Raw genomic sequence first — 15,673 nt, 5'->3', positions numbered from 1 at the left:
CTCATTCACGGCCACCCGCTCGGGTGCATCCATTCATTCAAGCTTGATGTGATTCAGCCAGCGTCGCCACCCAGTCGAGCAGTCGGTTCGCATAGCCCCATTCGTTGTCGTACCAGGCCACCACCTGCACCATCTCGCCCTGCACCCGGGTCTGGGTGCCATCGACGATGGCAGATTCCGGCTGATGGTTGAAATCCACGCTCACCAGCGGTGCGTCATTGTACCCAATCAGCGCGCTGGCTTCTTTCGATTGCTGCTGCAGCCACTGGTTCAGGCTGTCACTATCCGGGGTACGCTCCAGCAGCAGGGTCAGCTCCACCATGGCCACATTCAGGGTGGGCACACGGATGGAATGACCGCTTATCTTGCCCGCCAGTTGCGGCAACACCTGTTGTACCGCCCCAATCGCACTACTGGTGGTCGGCACGATGTTCTGTGCCCCGGCCCGGCCCCGGCGCGGATCCCGATGGACATGGTCCAGCAGGGTCTGGTCCGAGGTGTAGGAGTGGATCTCCTTCATCAGCACCTGGCGGATGCCGTAGGCCTGATCCAGCCGGGTCAGCAGCGGCGCAATGCAATGGGTGGTACAGGAGGCCGCCGACAATACCTTACTGTCGTCGCGCACACCCTCATGATTCACGCCATACACCACGATCTGGTCGGCCTGATCAAATGGCACCGCCCCGATAATGACCCGTTTGGCACCGGCAGTCAGATGCCGTGAGGCGCCCGCGTGGCTACGAAAATGGCCAGAGCATTCCAGCACCAGATCCACACCCATCTCGGCCCAGGGCAACTGCTCCGGCTTCGGCTGTTCCAGTAGCCGGGGCGCCTGGTTACCGATACGCAGCATGCCTTCAATCAGCTCCGCCGGCTCCGCCAGACGACCATGGGTGGTGTCATAGCGGGTCAGGTAAAGCAGGTCTTCCGGGCGACCCTTGTCATTGATCGCCGCCAGGGTAAACGGTGCCTGCCAGCCGGCGCCTTCGCGCTCGGCCAGGGCACGGACAAAGGAACGCCCGATACGGCCATAGCCGTTAATCGCGACTTTCACTTAGAGCAGGCTCTCCACGGCCTGCTGCACTGCCTCGGCAGTGATATTGAAGTGCTTGAACAGATCGCCAGCCGGGGCGGAGGCGCCGAAACTGTTCATGCCCACGATCTTGCCGTCCAGGCCCACGAAGCGGTACCAGTAATCGGCGATGGCCGCTTCCACCGCTACCCGGGCACGCACACCGGAGGGCAGCACGCTTTCCTGGTACTCACGGTCCTGGGCCAGGAACTCTTCCACGCAGGGCATGGACACCACGCGCACATTCTTGCTGGTGAGTGCTTTGGCCGCCGTCACCGCCAGCTCCACTTCAGAGCCGGTGGCGATAATGATGGCGTCCGGGGTGCCTTCACCGGTCTGCAGCAGGGTGTAGCCACCTTTCTCGGCATCGACCAGCTGCGCGTCGCCACGCTCCATGCAGGGCAGCCCCTGACGGGAGAAGATCAGGGCGGAGGGACCGTCCTGACGGACAATGGCTTTCTTCCAGGCCACGGCGGATTCCACCGTGTCACAGGGGCGCCAGGTACGCATGTTCGGCGTCAGGCGCAGGTTGGCCATTTGTTCGATGGGCTGGTGGGTCGGGCCGTCTTCACCCAGACCGATGGAGTCATGGGTGTAGACCAGAATGTTGGGCTGGTGCATCAGCGCCGCCATGCGCACCGCGTTGCGGGCGTATTCCATGAACACCAGGAAGGTGCCGCCGTAGGGACGCAGACCGCCGTGCAGACACAGACCATTCTGGATCGCGGTCATGGCGAATTCACGCACCCCGTAATGGATGTAGTTGCCGCTGGCATCATCGGCGGTGACCGACTTGCAGCCTTTCCAGATGGTGTTGTTGGAGCCGGCCAGGTCGGCGGAGCCGCCGGCCAGTTCCGGCAGCAACGGGCCGAAGGCATCCAGGGTGTTCTGGCTGGCCTTGCGAGTGGCAACCTTGTCACCCTTCTCCTGGCACTCGCGGATGTAGGCATCCGCCTGCTCCAGGAAGTTGGCGGGCAGTTCACCGGCCTGGCGACGCAGGAAGTCCGCCGCCAGTTCCGGGTAGGCCGCTTTATAGGCATCGAAACGCTGCTGCCAGTCACTCTGGGCGGCGGCACCCTTTTCGCTACCATCCCAGGCCTGCTTGATCTCGGCGGGAATCTCGAAGGGACCGTGCTTCCAGCCCAGCGATTCCCGGGTCAGGGCAATTTCATCTTCACCCAGGGCGGCACCGTGGGATTCTTCCTTGCCCTGCTTGTTGGGGCTGCCGAAACCGATAACGGTCTTGCAGCAGATCAGGGTGGGTTGATCGGTATTGGCGCGGGCATTCTCGATGGCCACCTGCACCTCTTCGGCATTGTGGCCATCCACATTGGGAATCACCTGCCAGCCGTAGGCACGGAAACGTTCCACGGTGTCATCGGTGAACCAGCCTTCCACCTCACCATCAATGGAAATGCCGTTGTCGTCATAGAAGGCTACCAGCTTGCCAAGGCCCAGGGTTCCGGCCAGGGAGCAGGCTTCGTGGGAGATACCTTCCATCATGCAGCCATCACCCAGGAAGCAGTAGGTGTAATGATCGACGATAGCGTGCCCTTCACGATTGAACTGACCCGCCAGCATCTTTTCCGCCAGCGCCATGCCCACCGCATTGGCAATACCCTGGCCCAGCGGACCGGTGGTGGTTTCGATGCCCGGGGCGTCGCCGTATTCCGGGTGGCCGGCGGTGGGGCTACCCAGCTGACGGAAGTTCTTGATGTCGTCCAGGCTGACGCCGTAGCCGCTCAGGTGCAGCAGGCTGTAAAGCAGCATGGAGCCGTGACCATTGGACAGCACGAAGCGATCCCGGTCGGGCCAGGTGGGATCCTGCGGGTTGTGCTTGAGGAAGCCGCGCCAGAGTACCTCGGCGATATCGGCCATTCCCATGGGCGCACCGGGGTGCCCGGAATTGGCTTTCTGTACCGCATCCATACTCAGGGCACGGATAGCGTTGGCGAGTTCACGGCGGGCGGGGGCACTGGACATGCAGGGCTCCAAACTGGCTGGTGGCTGAAAAGGGGCGCTATTGTCCCTCATGGGGGTAATCGCTACAAGCCGCAAGCTGCAAGCCAGAAGGCAGTCCGCAAACCACTGAAAGGCGGCCATGACGGCATCGGCGACATATCCCTCCCCCCGCCAGCCCGATGCCTTGCCGGTGCCCGCAAAAACCTATATCAATTTATTTTGATTTAGCTGTTCATTACGCTAGAATCCGTCCCTATGAATGCACAAGCACCCGACGCACCGGAGATCACCGATCATCTGGCGGGCTTCCTCAAGGCCGCTGGCGACCCGTTACGTTTGCAGGTGCTGCAGGTGCTGGGCCAGAACAGCTTCGGGGTGCTGGAGCTGTGCGACATCATGGCCATGAAACAGTCCGGCATGAGCCACCACCTGAAGGTACTGGCCCAGGGCGGACTGGTAGAGAAACGGCGGGAAGGCAACTCGATCTTCTACCGCCGGCGCCTGCCCCAGGCGGACAGCGTGGAGGGTGCACTTCACGGCGCCTTGCTGGATGAGCTGGATGATGGCCACCTGGATGCCGGTGTTGCCGAGCGACTGGAGCAGGTACAAAGCCAGCGGGCGGCGCAAAGCCGGGCCTTTTTTGCCCGCCATGCGGAACTGGACGACCAGCAGGAGCTGATTGCCGACTACGGCCAGTACGCCGAGCAGGCCCTGGAGCTTCTCACCCGGGCCTGCCCGGAGGGCCCAGAGAACAAGAGCGCCCTGGAAATCGGCCCCGGAGATGGCCAGTTCCTGCTCGAGCTGGCCGCCCGTTTCGATACCGTGCAGGGCCTGGACAATGCCGAGGCCATGCTGGAACGGGCCCGCCAGAGCCTGGCTGTCGCCAAACGGCAAAATGTGGAACTGATACTGGGGGAATGGCCGGCCAGCGCCACCACCCTGCCCACAGTCGATGCTGTGGTGCTGAACATGGTGCTGCATCATTTGCCCGCCCCCGCCAGCGCCATTGGTGCGGCGGCCCGGCAATTGAATGCTGGCGGCACCCTGCTGATCACCGACCTGTGTCGGCACGATCAGCACTGGGCCCATGAGGCCTGTGGTGATTTCTGGCTTGGCTTCGAAGAAGCCGATCTGGTGGACTGGGCCGGCCGTGCCGGTCTTGAGTTGCAGGAAAGCCAATTTCTGGCCCTGCGCAATGGTTTTCAGGTGCAGGTACGCACCTTCAGGAAGAGTTGAAAGTTTTTGGCGCCTGTTGAAGGCAACGTAACGCACACTTGAATAACGGGAGCACTCCAGTAATGAGTGAATATTCCATCTTTACCTCCGAATCTGTATCCGAAGGCCACCCGGATAAAATGGCCGATCAGATCTCGGACGCCGTTCTGGATGCCATCATCAAGGATGACCCCCATGCACGGGTGGCGGTGGAAACCATGGTGAAAACCGGTATGGCCATCGTCGCCGGTGAAGTCCGCACCAGCACCTATGTGGAACTGGAGGACATCGTTCGCCAGGTCATTCTGGACATCGGCTATGACAGCTCCGACAAGGGTTTCGACGGCGCCAGCTGTGCAGTACTCAACGGCATCGGCAAACAGTCCGCGGATATCGCCATCGGTGTCGACGAGGCCGAAGACAAGGAAATGGGCGCCGGCGACCAGGGCCTGATGTTCGGTTTTGCCACCGACGAAACCGACACCCTGATGCCGGCGCCGATTTATTACTCCCACCGTCTGGTGGAGCGTCAGGCTGAACTGCGCAAGAACGGCACCCTGCCGTGGCTACGCCCGGATGCGAAAAGCCAGGTCACCCTGCGCTACGACAACGGCAAACCGGTGGCCGTGGATGCGGTGGTGCTGTCCACCCAGCACGCGCCGGAAATCAAGCTGGCGGACCTGCGTGAAGCGGTGATGGAAGAAATCATCAAGCCGGTGCTGCCAGAGGAGTGGCTGCACAAGGACACCCTGTACCACGTGAACCCCACCGGGATTTTCGTGATCGGCGGTCCCATGGGTGACTGCGGCCTGACCGGTCGTAAAATCATCGTGGATACCTATGGCGGCATGGCCCGCCATGGTGGTGGCGCCTTCTCCGGCAAGGACCCGTCCAAGGTAGACCGCTCAGCGGCCTACGCCGGTCGCTATGTCGCCAAGAACATCGTTGCCGCTGGCCTGGCCAGCAAGTGCGAGATCCAGGTGAGCTATGCCATTGGCGTGGCCGAGCCCACTTCCATCTCCGTCAACACTTTCGGCACCGGCAAAATCAGCGACAACGCGATTGTCGATCTGGTCCGCGAACATTTCGATCTTCGCCCGCGGGGCATCATCGAAATGCTCGACCTGCGCAAGCCGATCTACCGGCCCACTGCCAGCTACGGCCACTTCGGCCGCGAAGGTTTCAGCTGGGAGAAAACCGACAAGGCTGCAGACCTGGCCAAGGCGCTTTAACAACGACATCACTGCCGGCGTCGTCTCTGCGACGGCGCCGGCAACATCCCGATAACGTCAGCCCAGTGAGGGGCGCTGCAGCGGCATGACCGCGAGGCTCGCAGGGCTGACACAGAAAGAGCAACGGCGCCCATTCGTCAAAAACGAATGGAGAACACCATGAACGCAAAAGCGGACACTTTTACCGACTTTAAAGTGGCAGATATTTCCCAGGCCGCCTACGGTCGCTCCGAGATTCATATTGCCGAAACCGAAATGCCGGCACTGATCACCATCCGCGAAAAGTACCGGGCCGAACAGCCGCTGAAAGGCGCCAAGATCATCGGCTGTATCCACATGACCATTCAGACTGCGGTGCTGATCGAAACCCTGGTCGCCCTGGGCGCGGAAGTGCGCTGGTCAAGCTGCAATATCTTCTCCACCCAGGACCACGCCGCTGCCGCCATCGCTGCCGCCGGCGTACCGGTATTCGCCTGGAAAGGAGAAACCGAAGAAGAGTACATGTGGTGCATCGAGCAGACCTGCCGCGACGGCAACGGCGAGCTGTGGGACGCCAACATGATCCTGGATGACGGCGGCGATCTGACCGGCTACATCCACGACACTTATCCGCAGATGCTGGACAACATCCACGGCATCACCGAAGAGACCACCACCGGTGTGCACCGTCTTTACGAGATGCTCAACAAGGGCACCCTGAAAGTGCCGGCGGTGAACGTGAATGACTCCGTCACCAAGAGCAAGAACGACAACAAGTACGGTTGCCGCCACTCTCTCAATGACGCCATCAAACGCGGCACCGATCACCTGCTGTCCGGCAAGAAAGCGCTGGTCATCGGCTATGGTGATGTGGGCAAGGGCTCTGCCCAGTCCCTGCGTCAGGAAGGCATGATCGTGAAGGTCACCGAAGCGGATCCGATCTGTGCCATGCAGGCATGCATGGATGGTTACGAAGTGGTCAGCCAGTTCAAGGATGGCATCAACGACGGCACCGAAGCGTCCATCAACACCGAACTGCTGGGCACCACCGACCTTCTGGTTACCACCACCGGCAACTTCAATGTCTGTGACGCCAACATGCTCAAGGCTCTGAAGAAAGGCGCCGTGGTCTGCAACATCGGCCACTTCGACAACGAAGTGGACACCGCCTTCATGCGCAAGACCTGGGAATGGGAAGAAGTGAAGCCGCAGGTGCACAAGGTATGGCGCGACAAGGCCGCCGGTGACTTCCTGCTGCTGCTCTCCGAGGGTCGCCTGGTGAACCTGGGCAACGCCACCGGCCACCCCAGCCGCATCATGGATGGCTCCTTCGCCAACCAGGTACTGGCGCAGATGTACCTGTTCGACCAGGGCTACGCCAAGCATTCTGACACCGTGAAGGAAAAAATGCTCAAGGTGGAAGTGCTGCCCAAGCACCTGGACGAAGAAGTGGCTCGCTATATGGTGCAGGGCTTCGGTGGCGTGATCACCAAGCTGACCAAAGAGCAGGCAGACTACATCGGCGTGGACGTGAACGGCCCGTACAAGCCTGAGCACTACAAGTACTAAAGGCTGTTTTTACCACAGCGGGCACAGAGTTCACCGAGGAAAAACAATGCGTATATTGATGGCGATGGTTTTAACTCTGTGTGCTCTGTGACCTCTGTGGTGAAACGGCTTTTGATCGAAAAGGCACTAGCCAAATGAGCAAAAGAATCAGTTTTGAATTTTTCCCGCCGAAAACCGATGCGGGAAAAGAAAAGCTGCTGGCTACCCAGCAGAAACTCTTGGCCAAGAACCCTGCGTTTTTTTCCTGCACCTTTGGTGCCGGGGGCTCCACCCGTGACAACACCCGCGACATGGTCAACCAGTTGCGCAATCAACATGGCGATACGGCTCCGCACCTGAGCTGCATTGGCCAGAGTCGCGACGAAATCCTTGAACTGGTGAACGGTTACAAGGATGCCGGCGTGACCCGCATCGTCGCCCTGCGCGGCGACCTGCCCTCCGGCATGGGTTATGCCCAGAGCGAAATCAAGTACGCCGACGAGCTGGTGCAACTGATCCGCGAGGAAACCGGCGATCACTTCACCCTGGAAGTGGCCGGCTACCCGGAAATGCATCCCCAGGCGCGCAGCTTCGAAGACGATATTGCCCACTTCAAGCGCAAGATCGACGCCGGCGCCAACAGCGGCCTGACCCAGTATTTCTACAACGCGGATGCCTACGGCTACTACCTGGATGCGCTGCAGAAAATCGGCTGCGACGCGCCGGTTTATCCGGGCATCATGCCGATCCTCAACGTCGCCAACCTGGTACGCTTCTCCAGCACCTGCGGCGCCGACATCCCCCGCTGGCTGCACAGCAAGCTCAACGACATCAAGGATGATGACGCGGCAGTGAAAGCCTTCGGCGAGGAAGTGGTCACCCGGCTGTGTGAACGCCTATTGGCCATGGGCGCACCGGGCCTGCATTTCTACACCATGAACCAGGCCGGTCCGAATCTGCGGATTCTGGATAATCTGGGGATGTGACAGGCAGTGAACTGTGAACAGTGAACAGTGAACAAGATAGGCTGGTGTAGCTGCCTATCTTGTCAATTTTTTGGCTCTTGATTTTCGCTATTAACTGTTAACTATTATGCCATTCCGCTATTTCCCTTAGCGTATAACCGTATTTCCCCACCTGCACCCTCCTCCCTAAGCTTGAATATGAACATTCACAGAGCTGGCCCAGGGCCGGTCACAAACTGTCCCTGCGGCGGCTCGCTATTCCCGGCCTACCATCTCCGGGAGGAGGTCTATCATGCCTGCCCGCGCACTGGCTGATTTTCTCGACAACAACAATGTGAACTATCACTGCTATAACCACCCGCCAGCCATTACCGCTTCCGAGGTGGCCCAGTCCAGCCATATTCCCGGACGACACATGGCCAAAACGGTTATCGTGGATGTGGATGGCGAACTGGCCATGGCGGTGCTGCCATCGGATCAATACCTGGAACCGGACCGGTTGCGCCAGGCGCTGAATGCCAACAGCGTCCGGCTGGCTCAGGAGGAGGATTTCAAGGATCGCTTCCCGCTTTGCGAACCCGGTGGCGAACCACCGTTCGGCAATCTCTACAACATGAAGGTGTATGTGGATGACACCATGATCAGCGAAGACTGGCTGGCCTTTAATGCCGGCACCCACACGGAAGTGATCAAGATGGGCATGGGCGATTTTCTCCGTCTGAGCGAAGCCCAGTCCTGCTCCTTCGCCATGCTGCATTGATTTTCACCAGCATCACGATCCCCTCTTACCCCCGCCTTCGCGGGGGTATTTTTTGTCTGCTCACTGCCGACACACTGTCATCCCTCCGCCAGATCACCATGGTATGCTGAGCAAAAATCAGCTGATGGAAATGCTTCGAATGTCCCGCTCCCCCCTGCGCCGTACCAAGATTGTCGCCACCGTTGGCCCTGCATCGTCCTCCGAGTCTCGACTCGATGCCCTGATCCGGGCTGGCGTCAATGTGTTCCGCCTGAACTTTTCCCACGGCAACGCCGACACTCACCGGCAAACCGCGCAAACCATTCGCCACTGCGCCGAGCAATGTGGCGAGCACGTGGCGATTCTGGCAGACCTGCAAGGTCCGAAAATCCGTATCGGCAGCTTTCCCGGTGGCCCCATCCTGCTGAAGGCCGGCCAACCCTTTGCCCTGGATACCGCCCTGGCAGACGATGCCGGCAACGACCAACAGGTCGGCGTGAGTTATCCACCACTCCCGGACGATTGCCAACCCGGCGATGTGTTGCTGCTTAACGACGGCCTGCTGGAGCTGAAAGTCACCGCCATCAACGGCACCCGGGTGGACTGTACGGTGCTGGTGGGCGGCGAGCTGTCGGATCACAAGGGGGTGAACCGCAAGGGGGGCGGGCTCAGCGCCCGGGCGCTGACCGACAAGGATCTGGCTGACATCATCACCGCCGCCGATATGGACGTGGATTTTCTTGCTCTCTCCTTTCCTCGCGATGCTGACGATGTGGAAGAAGCCCGCCTGCGCTATCAGCAGGCCGGCGGCCAGGGCGGCATTATTGCCAAGATTGAACGAGCCGAAGCAGTGGCAGACGACGCCACTCTGGATGCCATCATCGAGGCCTCCGACGGCGTCATGGTGGCGCGCGGTGATCTGGCGGTGGAGATTGGCGACGCCGAACTGGTGGGAGTGCAGAAACATATTATTCGCCGGGCACGAGCACTGAACCGTTTCGTCATCACCGCCACACAGATGATGGAATCCATGATTCATAGCCCACAACCCACCCGTGCGGAAGTCTCCGATGTGGCCAATGCAGTACTGGATGGCACCGATGCGGTAATGCTGTCAGCGGAAACCGCAGTAGGTGAATATCCGGTAGAAACCGTACAGGCCATGGACCGCATCATTCTTGGCGCAGAGCGTACCTGGCAGGAAAGGCGCACGGACCGTCCCATCAACGACAATACCGACAACATCGATGAAGTCATTGCCATGGCCGCCATGCAGGCTGCCAACCGTCTCAGCAACGTCACCGCCATCATCGCCATGACCGAAAGCGGCAACACTCCGCGGCTGATGTCGAGACTGCGCTCCGGCATTCCCATCTATGCCTTTACTCCCTACCCCAGCAGCCAGCGCCGGGTGGCGATCCTGCGTGGCGTGCGCGCTATCCCCTTTGATAGCCATGCCATTGCCAGCGATGAAGTAAACCGCCGTGCAGTGGCGATCCTGGAAGAAATGGGGGTGGTACAGGAGGGCGACCGGGTACTGATCACCAAGGGCAACTACAACGATGCCCACGGCGGCACCAACACCCTGAAGGTGATCCAGGTGGGCGGCAATATTCAGTAGCGCATCGTCGCCACCTTGCGCCTTGTAACAGCCCCTAACCAATCCCATACGCAAAAAGACGTCAGTAACGGAACGGCGGTACTAGACTCATTGTTACCCTTCCCACAGGAAGCATAACAATGAGAATCGGTCTGGTTGTGGACTCGGGTTGTGATCTGCCCAAGGACTTTATTGACGCTAACAACATCCTGGTAATGCCGGTGCCCATCCGCATCGGCAAGGAAATTTTCGTGGATGACCGCGACCCGCAACGGGCCCGGGAGTTTTACGCCCGCCACGAAGTGGACAAGAACCACGACGCGGAAACCGCACCGCCAACGGTGGATCAGATCCGCACCCTGTTCCTGGAACAGGCAGTAGGGGAATTCGACTACGCTCTGGTGCAGACGGTGCCGAAAAGCCGTAGTCCGATTTTCGAGAACGCCACCGACGCCGCCCATGCCATCCTCGCCGACTACAAGAAATACCGGGAAGCGGCTGGCCGGGAAGGACCGTTCCGTATCCGCGTCAGTGACAGCCAGACGCTGTTTGCCGGCCAGGGTGTGCTGGCTGCGGAAACCATGCGGCTGATCAATGACGGCATGAAAGTCGGCGATATCCGCCAGCGCGTCAGTGACCTGACCCCGAAAACCGTAGGCTATGCCGTGGTGCCGGATCTCTATTACGTCCACAAGCGCGCCCGCAAGAAAGGTGACAAGAGCGTGGGTTTCGTCGGGGCCCTGATGGGCTCGGCACTGGACATCAAACCCATCCTCTGTGCCCGCCAGGACCAAACCTTCCCGGTGGCCAAGGTGCGCGGCTTTGAAACCGCCGTGGCAAAGATGTTTACCCACGCCTGCGCCTGCGTGGAACAGGGGCTATTAACCCCCATTGTCTGCGTCAGTTATGCCGGCGACCCGGATGCGGTCTACCAGATGCCTGGCTTCAGCCAACTGAAAGCCACCACAGAGAAACACGAGGTGGACCTGCTGATCAGTCACATGGGGCTTACCGGGGGCGTCAATATCGGCCCCGGCGCCATCAGTGTGGGCTTCATCACCGACCAGATGGATTTCGCCTGACCCTGTCCTGCGGGATGAATTCAGGAGTCGGCAGCGCTATCAGCCCGCCAAACCGCCGAAAAGGGATGGCTGTGCTTTCTTGAGCGCCGCCCGGCAACGGCTTTTCGGCAACACCCATCCTCCTCTATTGCTGGCATAGTAGCGCCAGCCATAGGCAGGCTGCGCCAGACAGCCTGTATTCAGGGCGCCCCGGATTCTGCTTCGGGGCGCTGCATAGAAGGAGGAACCATGTCTGATTCCATCAGTACCTTGAAGAACAAGGGGCTGCCAGCTGACGCGCTGGCCTTTATCGAGTCCCTGCCCGCCGATCAGGCCGGCAAACTGGCCGATGCCGTCCTTGCGGCTCTGGAAACCAAAGACGCCAGAGTCGAAAAAGCGATGAACAACGCACTTAACGTCGTGCCCGGGCCCTTCCGCCGCCCGGTGAAAAAAATGCTGTTCGGTTAAGGAGACAGACATGCATATTGAAACTCAGGCCGAACTGCTCAAACTCAGCCGCTTGCTGGAAAACCAGGAAAGCGATCTGGCTTTCCTGGACGGCCAGAATCTGGACACTCTGGCGTCGTTCCGCAGTGCCATCTCCGGTTTTTTCTACGAGCAGCACCAGGACAGCTATCAGCGCCTGGCCGGCATCAGCAAACTGGTGCCCACCGGTGCCAGCGCCAAACTGGCAACCACCGTGCTCGGCTCGGTACTGGCCGCCGGGATTGCCTCCGAGCTGCCCCCGGAGCGCGCCATCAAGCTGGCTGACAAGCTGCCCGAAGACTTCCTGGCCAAGCTATGCATCCACCTGGAGCCCAGGTACTCCCGGGAACTGCTGGCCGCCATGCCCGACAAGATTGTCGCCTCCGTTGCCAAGACTCTGCTGACCATGGGCGAGCACATCACCCTGGCCCGCTTTGTGGCGGTGATTCAGCCCTCTGCCCTGAAAGCCGTCACCAGCAACATCGATGATGGCGAAGCCATGGTGAAGATTGCCCTTTACCTGGAAGACAAGAGCAAACTGGACACCGTGCTGGCCTTGCTCAGCGAAGCGCAGCAACGGGCCACCCTGAAAGCCGCCACCGACCATGAACTGTGGCCGGCAGTGCTGTCCCTGAACGGGCACCTGAATACCGAACTGCGCGGCCAGATGGGCAACCTGGTGGCCGAACAGGGCGAAACCGTCATCAGCCACATCATCGAAGTGGCCAGTGAACAGCGCCTCTGGACCAACCTGCTACAAGCCGTGAATGCCATGGACAACCAGCATCAGCAGATGGTGGTAAATGTGCCCAAGCTGCGCGAAGCAGACATCATGGAAAGCCTGATTGCCACCGTGGCCAGTGAAAACAGCTGGGATGAGCTGCTCACCCTGTTGCCGCTACTGGATCAGGAACACCTGACGCCGGCGGTGGATGTGCTCACCAGTAGCCAGCCGCAGGCACTGGGCCAGGCGCTGGGGCAGGCCCACGACAGCAAGCTGCTGGGCCTGTTCGGCCACCTGCCTGAGGCGGAGCTGCCCCGTGTGGCCAAGGTGCTCAAAAGCCATGCCGCCGATAACTGGCAAGCCTTCGCGGCACGCAACGGTGATGCCCACGAAATCGAGGCACTGAAAGCGCAAATGGCGTAACAAGAAATGCCGGGCCATCGCCCGGCATTTTTTTATCCCGCGCCTTCGGGATACTGCGGCAAGCCATCATCGATGGCCCACCAGTTACACGCCGAATCCGTATAGATATGAAACGCGGGCCGCGTGGCCAGCGGCTCATTCAGCAGCCCCGCCCGAATCCGTACCACGCCCGGCTTGCTCTCATGGCAGCTGTAAATCGGCGAACCACACTCCCGGCAAAACACCCGCTGCTTGCCCGGCGAAGATTCATAGCGTTTCAATAACGCTTCACCCCTGACCCAATGCAGCTTTCCTCTGGCCACGGGAATATTGGTCACCAGTGCCGTGCCCTGGGCCTTGCGACATTGCTGACAATGGCAGACCTGAATCGGCGCCAGCTCACCGGCGATTTCAAAGGTGATGCCGCCGCAAAGACAGCTTCCCGTATACATATCCACTCCGTTTTAGTTGCTGTAGGAGCTCCTACAAAAAGGCTTCAGCGTCTTTCAACGCACCATACCCTCCACCAGAAAATCCACAAACTGGCGCACCTTGGGCGACAGATGCCGGTGGCGTGGATAGACCACCCACACCGCCGTGTGGGTGCAGGCGTACTGACCCAGCACCGAGACAAGGCGACCGTCGGCCAGATCATCCTCCACGTAATAATCCGGTAGCTGCGCCAATCCCAGGCCCTTACGGGCTGCATCCAGCAGTGCCATGCCGGAGTTGCCCTTCCAGCTTCCCTGCACTTTCCATTGCCGGTGCTGGCCATCCACATCCACCGCCCACTGGTCCGCGGAACCAAGCAGGCAATTGTGCTGGCTCAGCTCCCCTAACGTGTGGGGGCGGGCATGGCGCTGGAAATAGTCGGCGGAACCGACAATGTATTCCCGACGCGGGCAAAGCTTGCGGGCAATCAGCGATGAATCCGGCAGGGCACCGGTACGGATGGCTACATCAAAACCCTCGTCGATGATATCCACCCGCCGGTTGGTGAAATCCAGCTGTATCGACAGTTGCGGATGGCGGGCCAGAAAATCATTTACCAGCGGCGCGATATAGCGCTCACCAAAGGTGGTGGCGCAGGTCAGCTTCAGCACCCCGGTGGGGCGCTGCTGATAATCACTGATCGCCGACAGCGCCTCCTGGAAACCGTCAAACAACTGACCACAGTGGTCGAAGTAGACCGCCCCCGCATCGGTGAGCTTCAAGCGCCGGGTGGTGCGGTAAAGCAACTGGGTGCCCAACTGGGTCTCCAGTCGCGACACCAGCCGGCTCACGTGGGAGCTGGACACCCCCAGGTGCCGGGCGGCATCGGCGAAGGAACCCCGGCGTACTACTTCTACAAAGGCTTCAATACGATCCCAGTGCTGCATTGTTGCTACCTGACAATAATCTCTTGCCAGATTGTGCCTTATAGCCTTATTCGTGTCTGCGTATAGTGAATCAACCATTCGCAATGCTTGCAGCGCGAATCGCGTTAACGCCCTCTACTCGTCAAGAAGGAATCACCATGAAATCCCGTGCCGCTATCGCCTGGGAAGCAGGCAAACCCCTACAGATCGAAGAAGTGGATGTGGCCGGCCCCAAGGCCGGGGAAGTGCTGGTGCAGATCGTCGCCACCGGCGTTTGCCACACCGATGCCTACACCCTGTCCGGCAAGGACCCGGAAGGTATCTTTCCTTCCATTCTTGGCCATGAAGGCGCCGGTATCGTGCAGGAAGTGGGCGAAGGTGTGACCAGTCTGAAACCCGGTGACCACGTGATTCCGCTCTATACCGCCGAGTGCCGCCAGTGCAAATTCTGCCTCAGCGGCAAAACCAATCTGTGCCAGGCGGTGCGCGCCACCCAGGGTCAGGGCCTGATGCCGGACAGCACCAGCCGCTTTTCCCTGAACGGCAAACTGCTGCATCACTACATGGGCACCAGCACCTTTTCCGAATACACCGTGGTGCCGGAAATTTCCCTGGCCAAGGTCAGCAAGGAAGCCCCCCTGGACAAGATCTGCCTGCTTGGCTGTGGCGTCACCACCGGCATCGGCGCGGTGCTCAATACCGCCAAGGTGGAGCCCGGGTCCACGGTGGCCGTGTTCGGACTCGGCGGCATCGGTCTGTCGGTGATTCAGGGCGCGGTGATGGCCAAGGCAGAACGCATCATCGCCATCGACACCAACCCGGCCAAGGAAACCCTGGCCCGGCAGTTCGGCGCTACCGATTTCATCAACCCGAAGGATTACAACAATTCCATTCAGGAAGTGATTGTCGAACTCACCGACGGCGGCGTGGATTATTCCTTCGAGTGCATCGGCAACGTGAACGTGATGCGTTCGGCGCTGGAGTGCTGCCACAAGGGCTGGGGCGAATCCATCATCATCGGCGTGGCCGGCGCCGGCGAGGAAATTGCCACACGCCCGTTCCAGCTGGTTACCGGTCGGGTCTGGAAAGGCTCCGCTTTCGGCGGCGTCAAAGGCCGCACCGAACTGCCCGGCTATGTGGATCGTTACATGAACGGCGAGATCAAGATCGACGAATTCGTCACCCACACCATGGGCCTGGACGAGATCAATACGGCGTTTGATTTGCTACATGAAGGCAAGAGCATTCGTTCGGTGATTCTTTTTTAAGATGCAATGAATTCCGACTGTAGGAGCACCTCTCGAGGTGCGAATCTGCTTTAGAGGGCTCC

The 15,673-nt window shown here is 60.0% G+C and carries 14 protein-coding genes and 1 riboswitch; of the genes, 10 read left to right on the top strand and 4 right to left on the bottom strand.

The window, feature by feature from the left end:
- Positions 1-37 precede the first annotated feature (37 nt).
- On the bottom strand, positions 38-1,054 hold the full coding sequence (locus Q0Y02_RS05685) for a type I glyceraldehyde-3-phosphate dehydrogenase (RefSeq protein WP_297765615.1): 1,017 nt from the start codon (positions 1,052-1,054) through the stop codon (positions 38-40).
- Positions 1,055-3,055 carry a transketolase gene (gene tkt, locus Q0Y02_RS05680; RefSeq protein ID WP_297765612.1) on the bottom strand — a complete coding sequence of 667 codons (2,001 nt, stop codon included), beginning with the start codon at positions 3,053-3,055 and terminating at the stop codon, positions 1,055-1,057.
- A 234-nt stretch (positions 3,056-3,289) separates the two neighbouring features.
- Here tkt and Q0Y02_RS05675 point away from each other — a divergent pair, with 234 nt between their 5' ends.
- The 9 genes from Q0Y02_RS05675 to Q0Y02_RS05635 all read left to right on the top strand — a co-directional run bounded on the left by Q0Y02_RS05675 (position 3,290) and on the right by Q0Y02_RS05635 (position 13,006).
- Positions 3,290-4,270, top strand: coding sequence for a metalloregulator ArsR/SmtB family transcription factor (locus Q0Y02_RS05675; RefSeq protein ID WP_297765609.1), 981 nt, complete (start codon positions 3,290-3,292; stop codon positions 4,268-4,270).
- Between the two features lie 62 nt (positions 4,271-4,332).
- Positions 4,333-5,481 carry a methionine adenosyltransferase gene (gene metK, locus Q0Y02_RS05670; protein WP_272962534.1) on the top strand — a complete coding sequence of 383 codons (1,149 nt, stop codon included), beginning with the start codon at positions 4,333-4,335 and terminating at the stop codon, positions 5,479-5,481.
- A 61-nt stretch (positions 5,482-5,542) separates the two neighbouring features.
- A riboswitch (S-adenosyl-L-homocysteine riboswitch) is annotated at positions 5,543-5,620 on the top strand.
- Positions 5,621-5,640: 20 nt separating this feature from the next.
- Positions 5,641-7,029, top strand: coding sequence for an adenosylhomocysteinase (ahcY, locus tag Q0Y02_RS05665; protein ID WP_297765604.1), 1,389 nt, complete (start codon positions 5,641-5,643; stop codon positions 7,027-7,029).
- Positions 7,030-7,163: 134 nt separating this feature from the next.
- Positions 7,164-7,994 carry a methylenetetrahydrofolate reductase [NAD(P)H] gene (metF, locus tag Q0Y02_RS05660; protein WP_297765601.1) on the top strand — a complete coding sequence of 277 codons (831 nt, stop codon included), beginning with the start codon at positions 7,164-7,166 and terminating at the stop codon, positions 7,992-7,994.
- Positions 7,995-8,265: 271 nt separating this feature from the next.
- The gene (locus Q0Y02_RS05655; protein ID WP_297765598.1) at positions 8,266-8,733 is read left to right on the top strand and encodes an aminoacyl-tRNA deacylase; all 468 of its coding nucleotides are present in this window, start codon (positions 8,266-8,268) and stop codon (positions 8,731-8,733) included.
- Between the two features lie 139 nt (positions 8,734-8,872).
- Positions 8,873-10,333: a pyruvate kinase gene (pyk, locus tag Q0Y02_RS05650; protein ID WP_297765595.1), complete on the top strand. Its 1,461-nt coding sequence runs from the start codon at positions 8,873-8,875 to the stop codon at positions 10,331-10,333.
- 119 nt (positions 10,334-10,452) lie between these two features.
- Entirely contained in the window at positions 10,453-11,394 is a 942-nt protein-coding gene (locus tag Q0Y02_RS05645) for a DegV family protein (RefSeq protein WP_297765592.1), read from the top strand.
- A 228-nt stretch (positions 11,395-11,622) separates the two neighbouring features.
- Complete coding sequence (locus Q0Y02_RS05640; protein WP_297765589.1) at positions 11,623-11,841, top strand: hypothetical protein; 219 nt, start codon at positions 11,623-11,625, stop codon at positions 11,839-11,841.
- A 10-nt stretch (positions 11,842-11,851) separates the two neighbouring features.
- Positions 11,852-13,006, top strand: coding sequence for a hypothetical protein (locus Q0Y02_RS05635; protein ID WP_297765586.1), 1,155 nt, complete (start codon positions 11,852-11,854; stop codon positions 13,004-13,006).
- Positions 13,007-13,038: 32 nt separating this feature from the next.
- On the opposite strand, the gene Q0Y02_RS05630 is transcribed toward Q0Y02_RS05635, so the two are convergent.
- Positions 13,039-13,437, bottom strand: coding sequence for a GFA family protein (locus Q0Y02_RS05630; protein WP_297765583.1), 399 nt, complete (start codon positions 13,435-13,437; stop codon positions 13,039-13,041).
- A 54-nt stretch (positions 13,438-13,491) separates the two neighbouring features.
- The gene (locus Q0Y02_RS05625; RefSeq protein WP_297765580.1) at positions 13,492-14,364 is read right to left on the bottom strand and encodes a LysR family transcriptional regulator; all 873 of its coding nucleotides are present in this window, start codon (positions 14,362-14,364) and stop codon (positions 13,492-13,494) included.
- A gap of 137 nt (positions 14,365-14,501) precedes the next feature.
- Between Q0Y02_RS05625 and Q0Y02_RS05620 the strand changes: the two genes are divergently transcribed.
- Positions 14,502-15,611 (top strand): S-(hydroxymethyl)glutathione dehydrogenase/class III alcohol dehydrogenase, encoded by a 1,110-nt coding sequence (locus Q0Y02_RS05620; protein WP_297765577.1) that lies wholly within the window; start codon positions 14,502-14,504, stop codon positions 15,609-15,611.
- Positions 15,612-15,673 lie beyond the last annotated feature (62 nt).

It is taken from the genome of uncultured Alcanivorax sp. (assembly GCF_947258575.1).
In the GTDB taxonomy this organism is placed as follows: Bacteria; Pseudomonadota; Gammaproteobacteria; order Pseudomonadales; family Alcanivoracaceae; genus Alcanivorax.
This window is presented reverse-complemented; position numbering and strand designations above follow the sequence as displayed.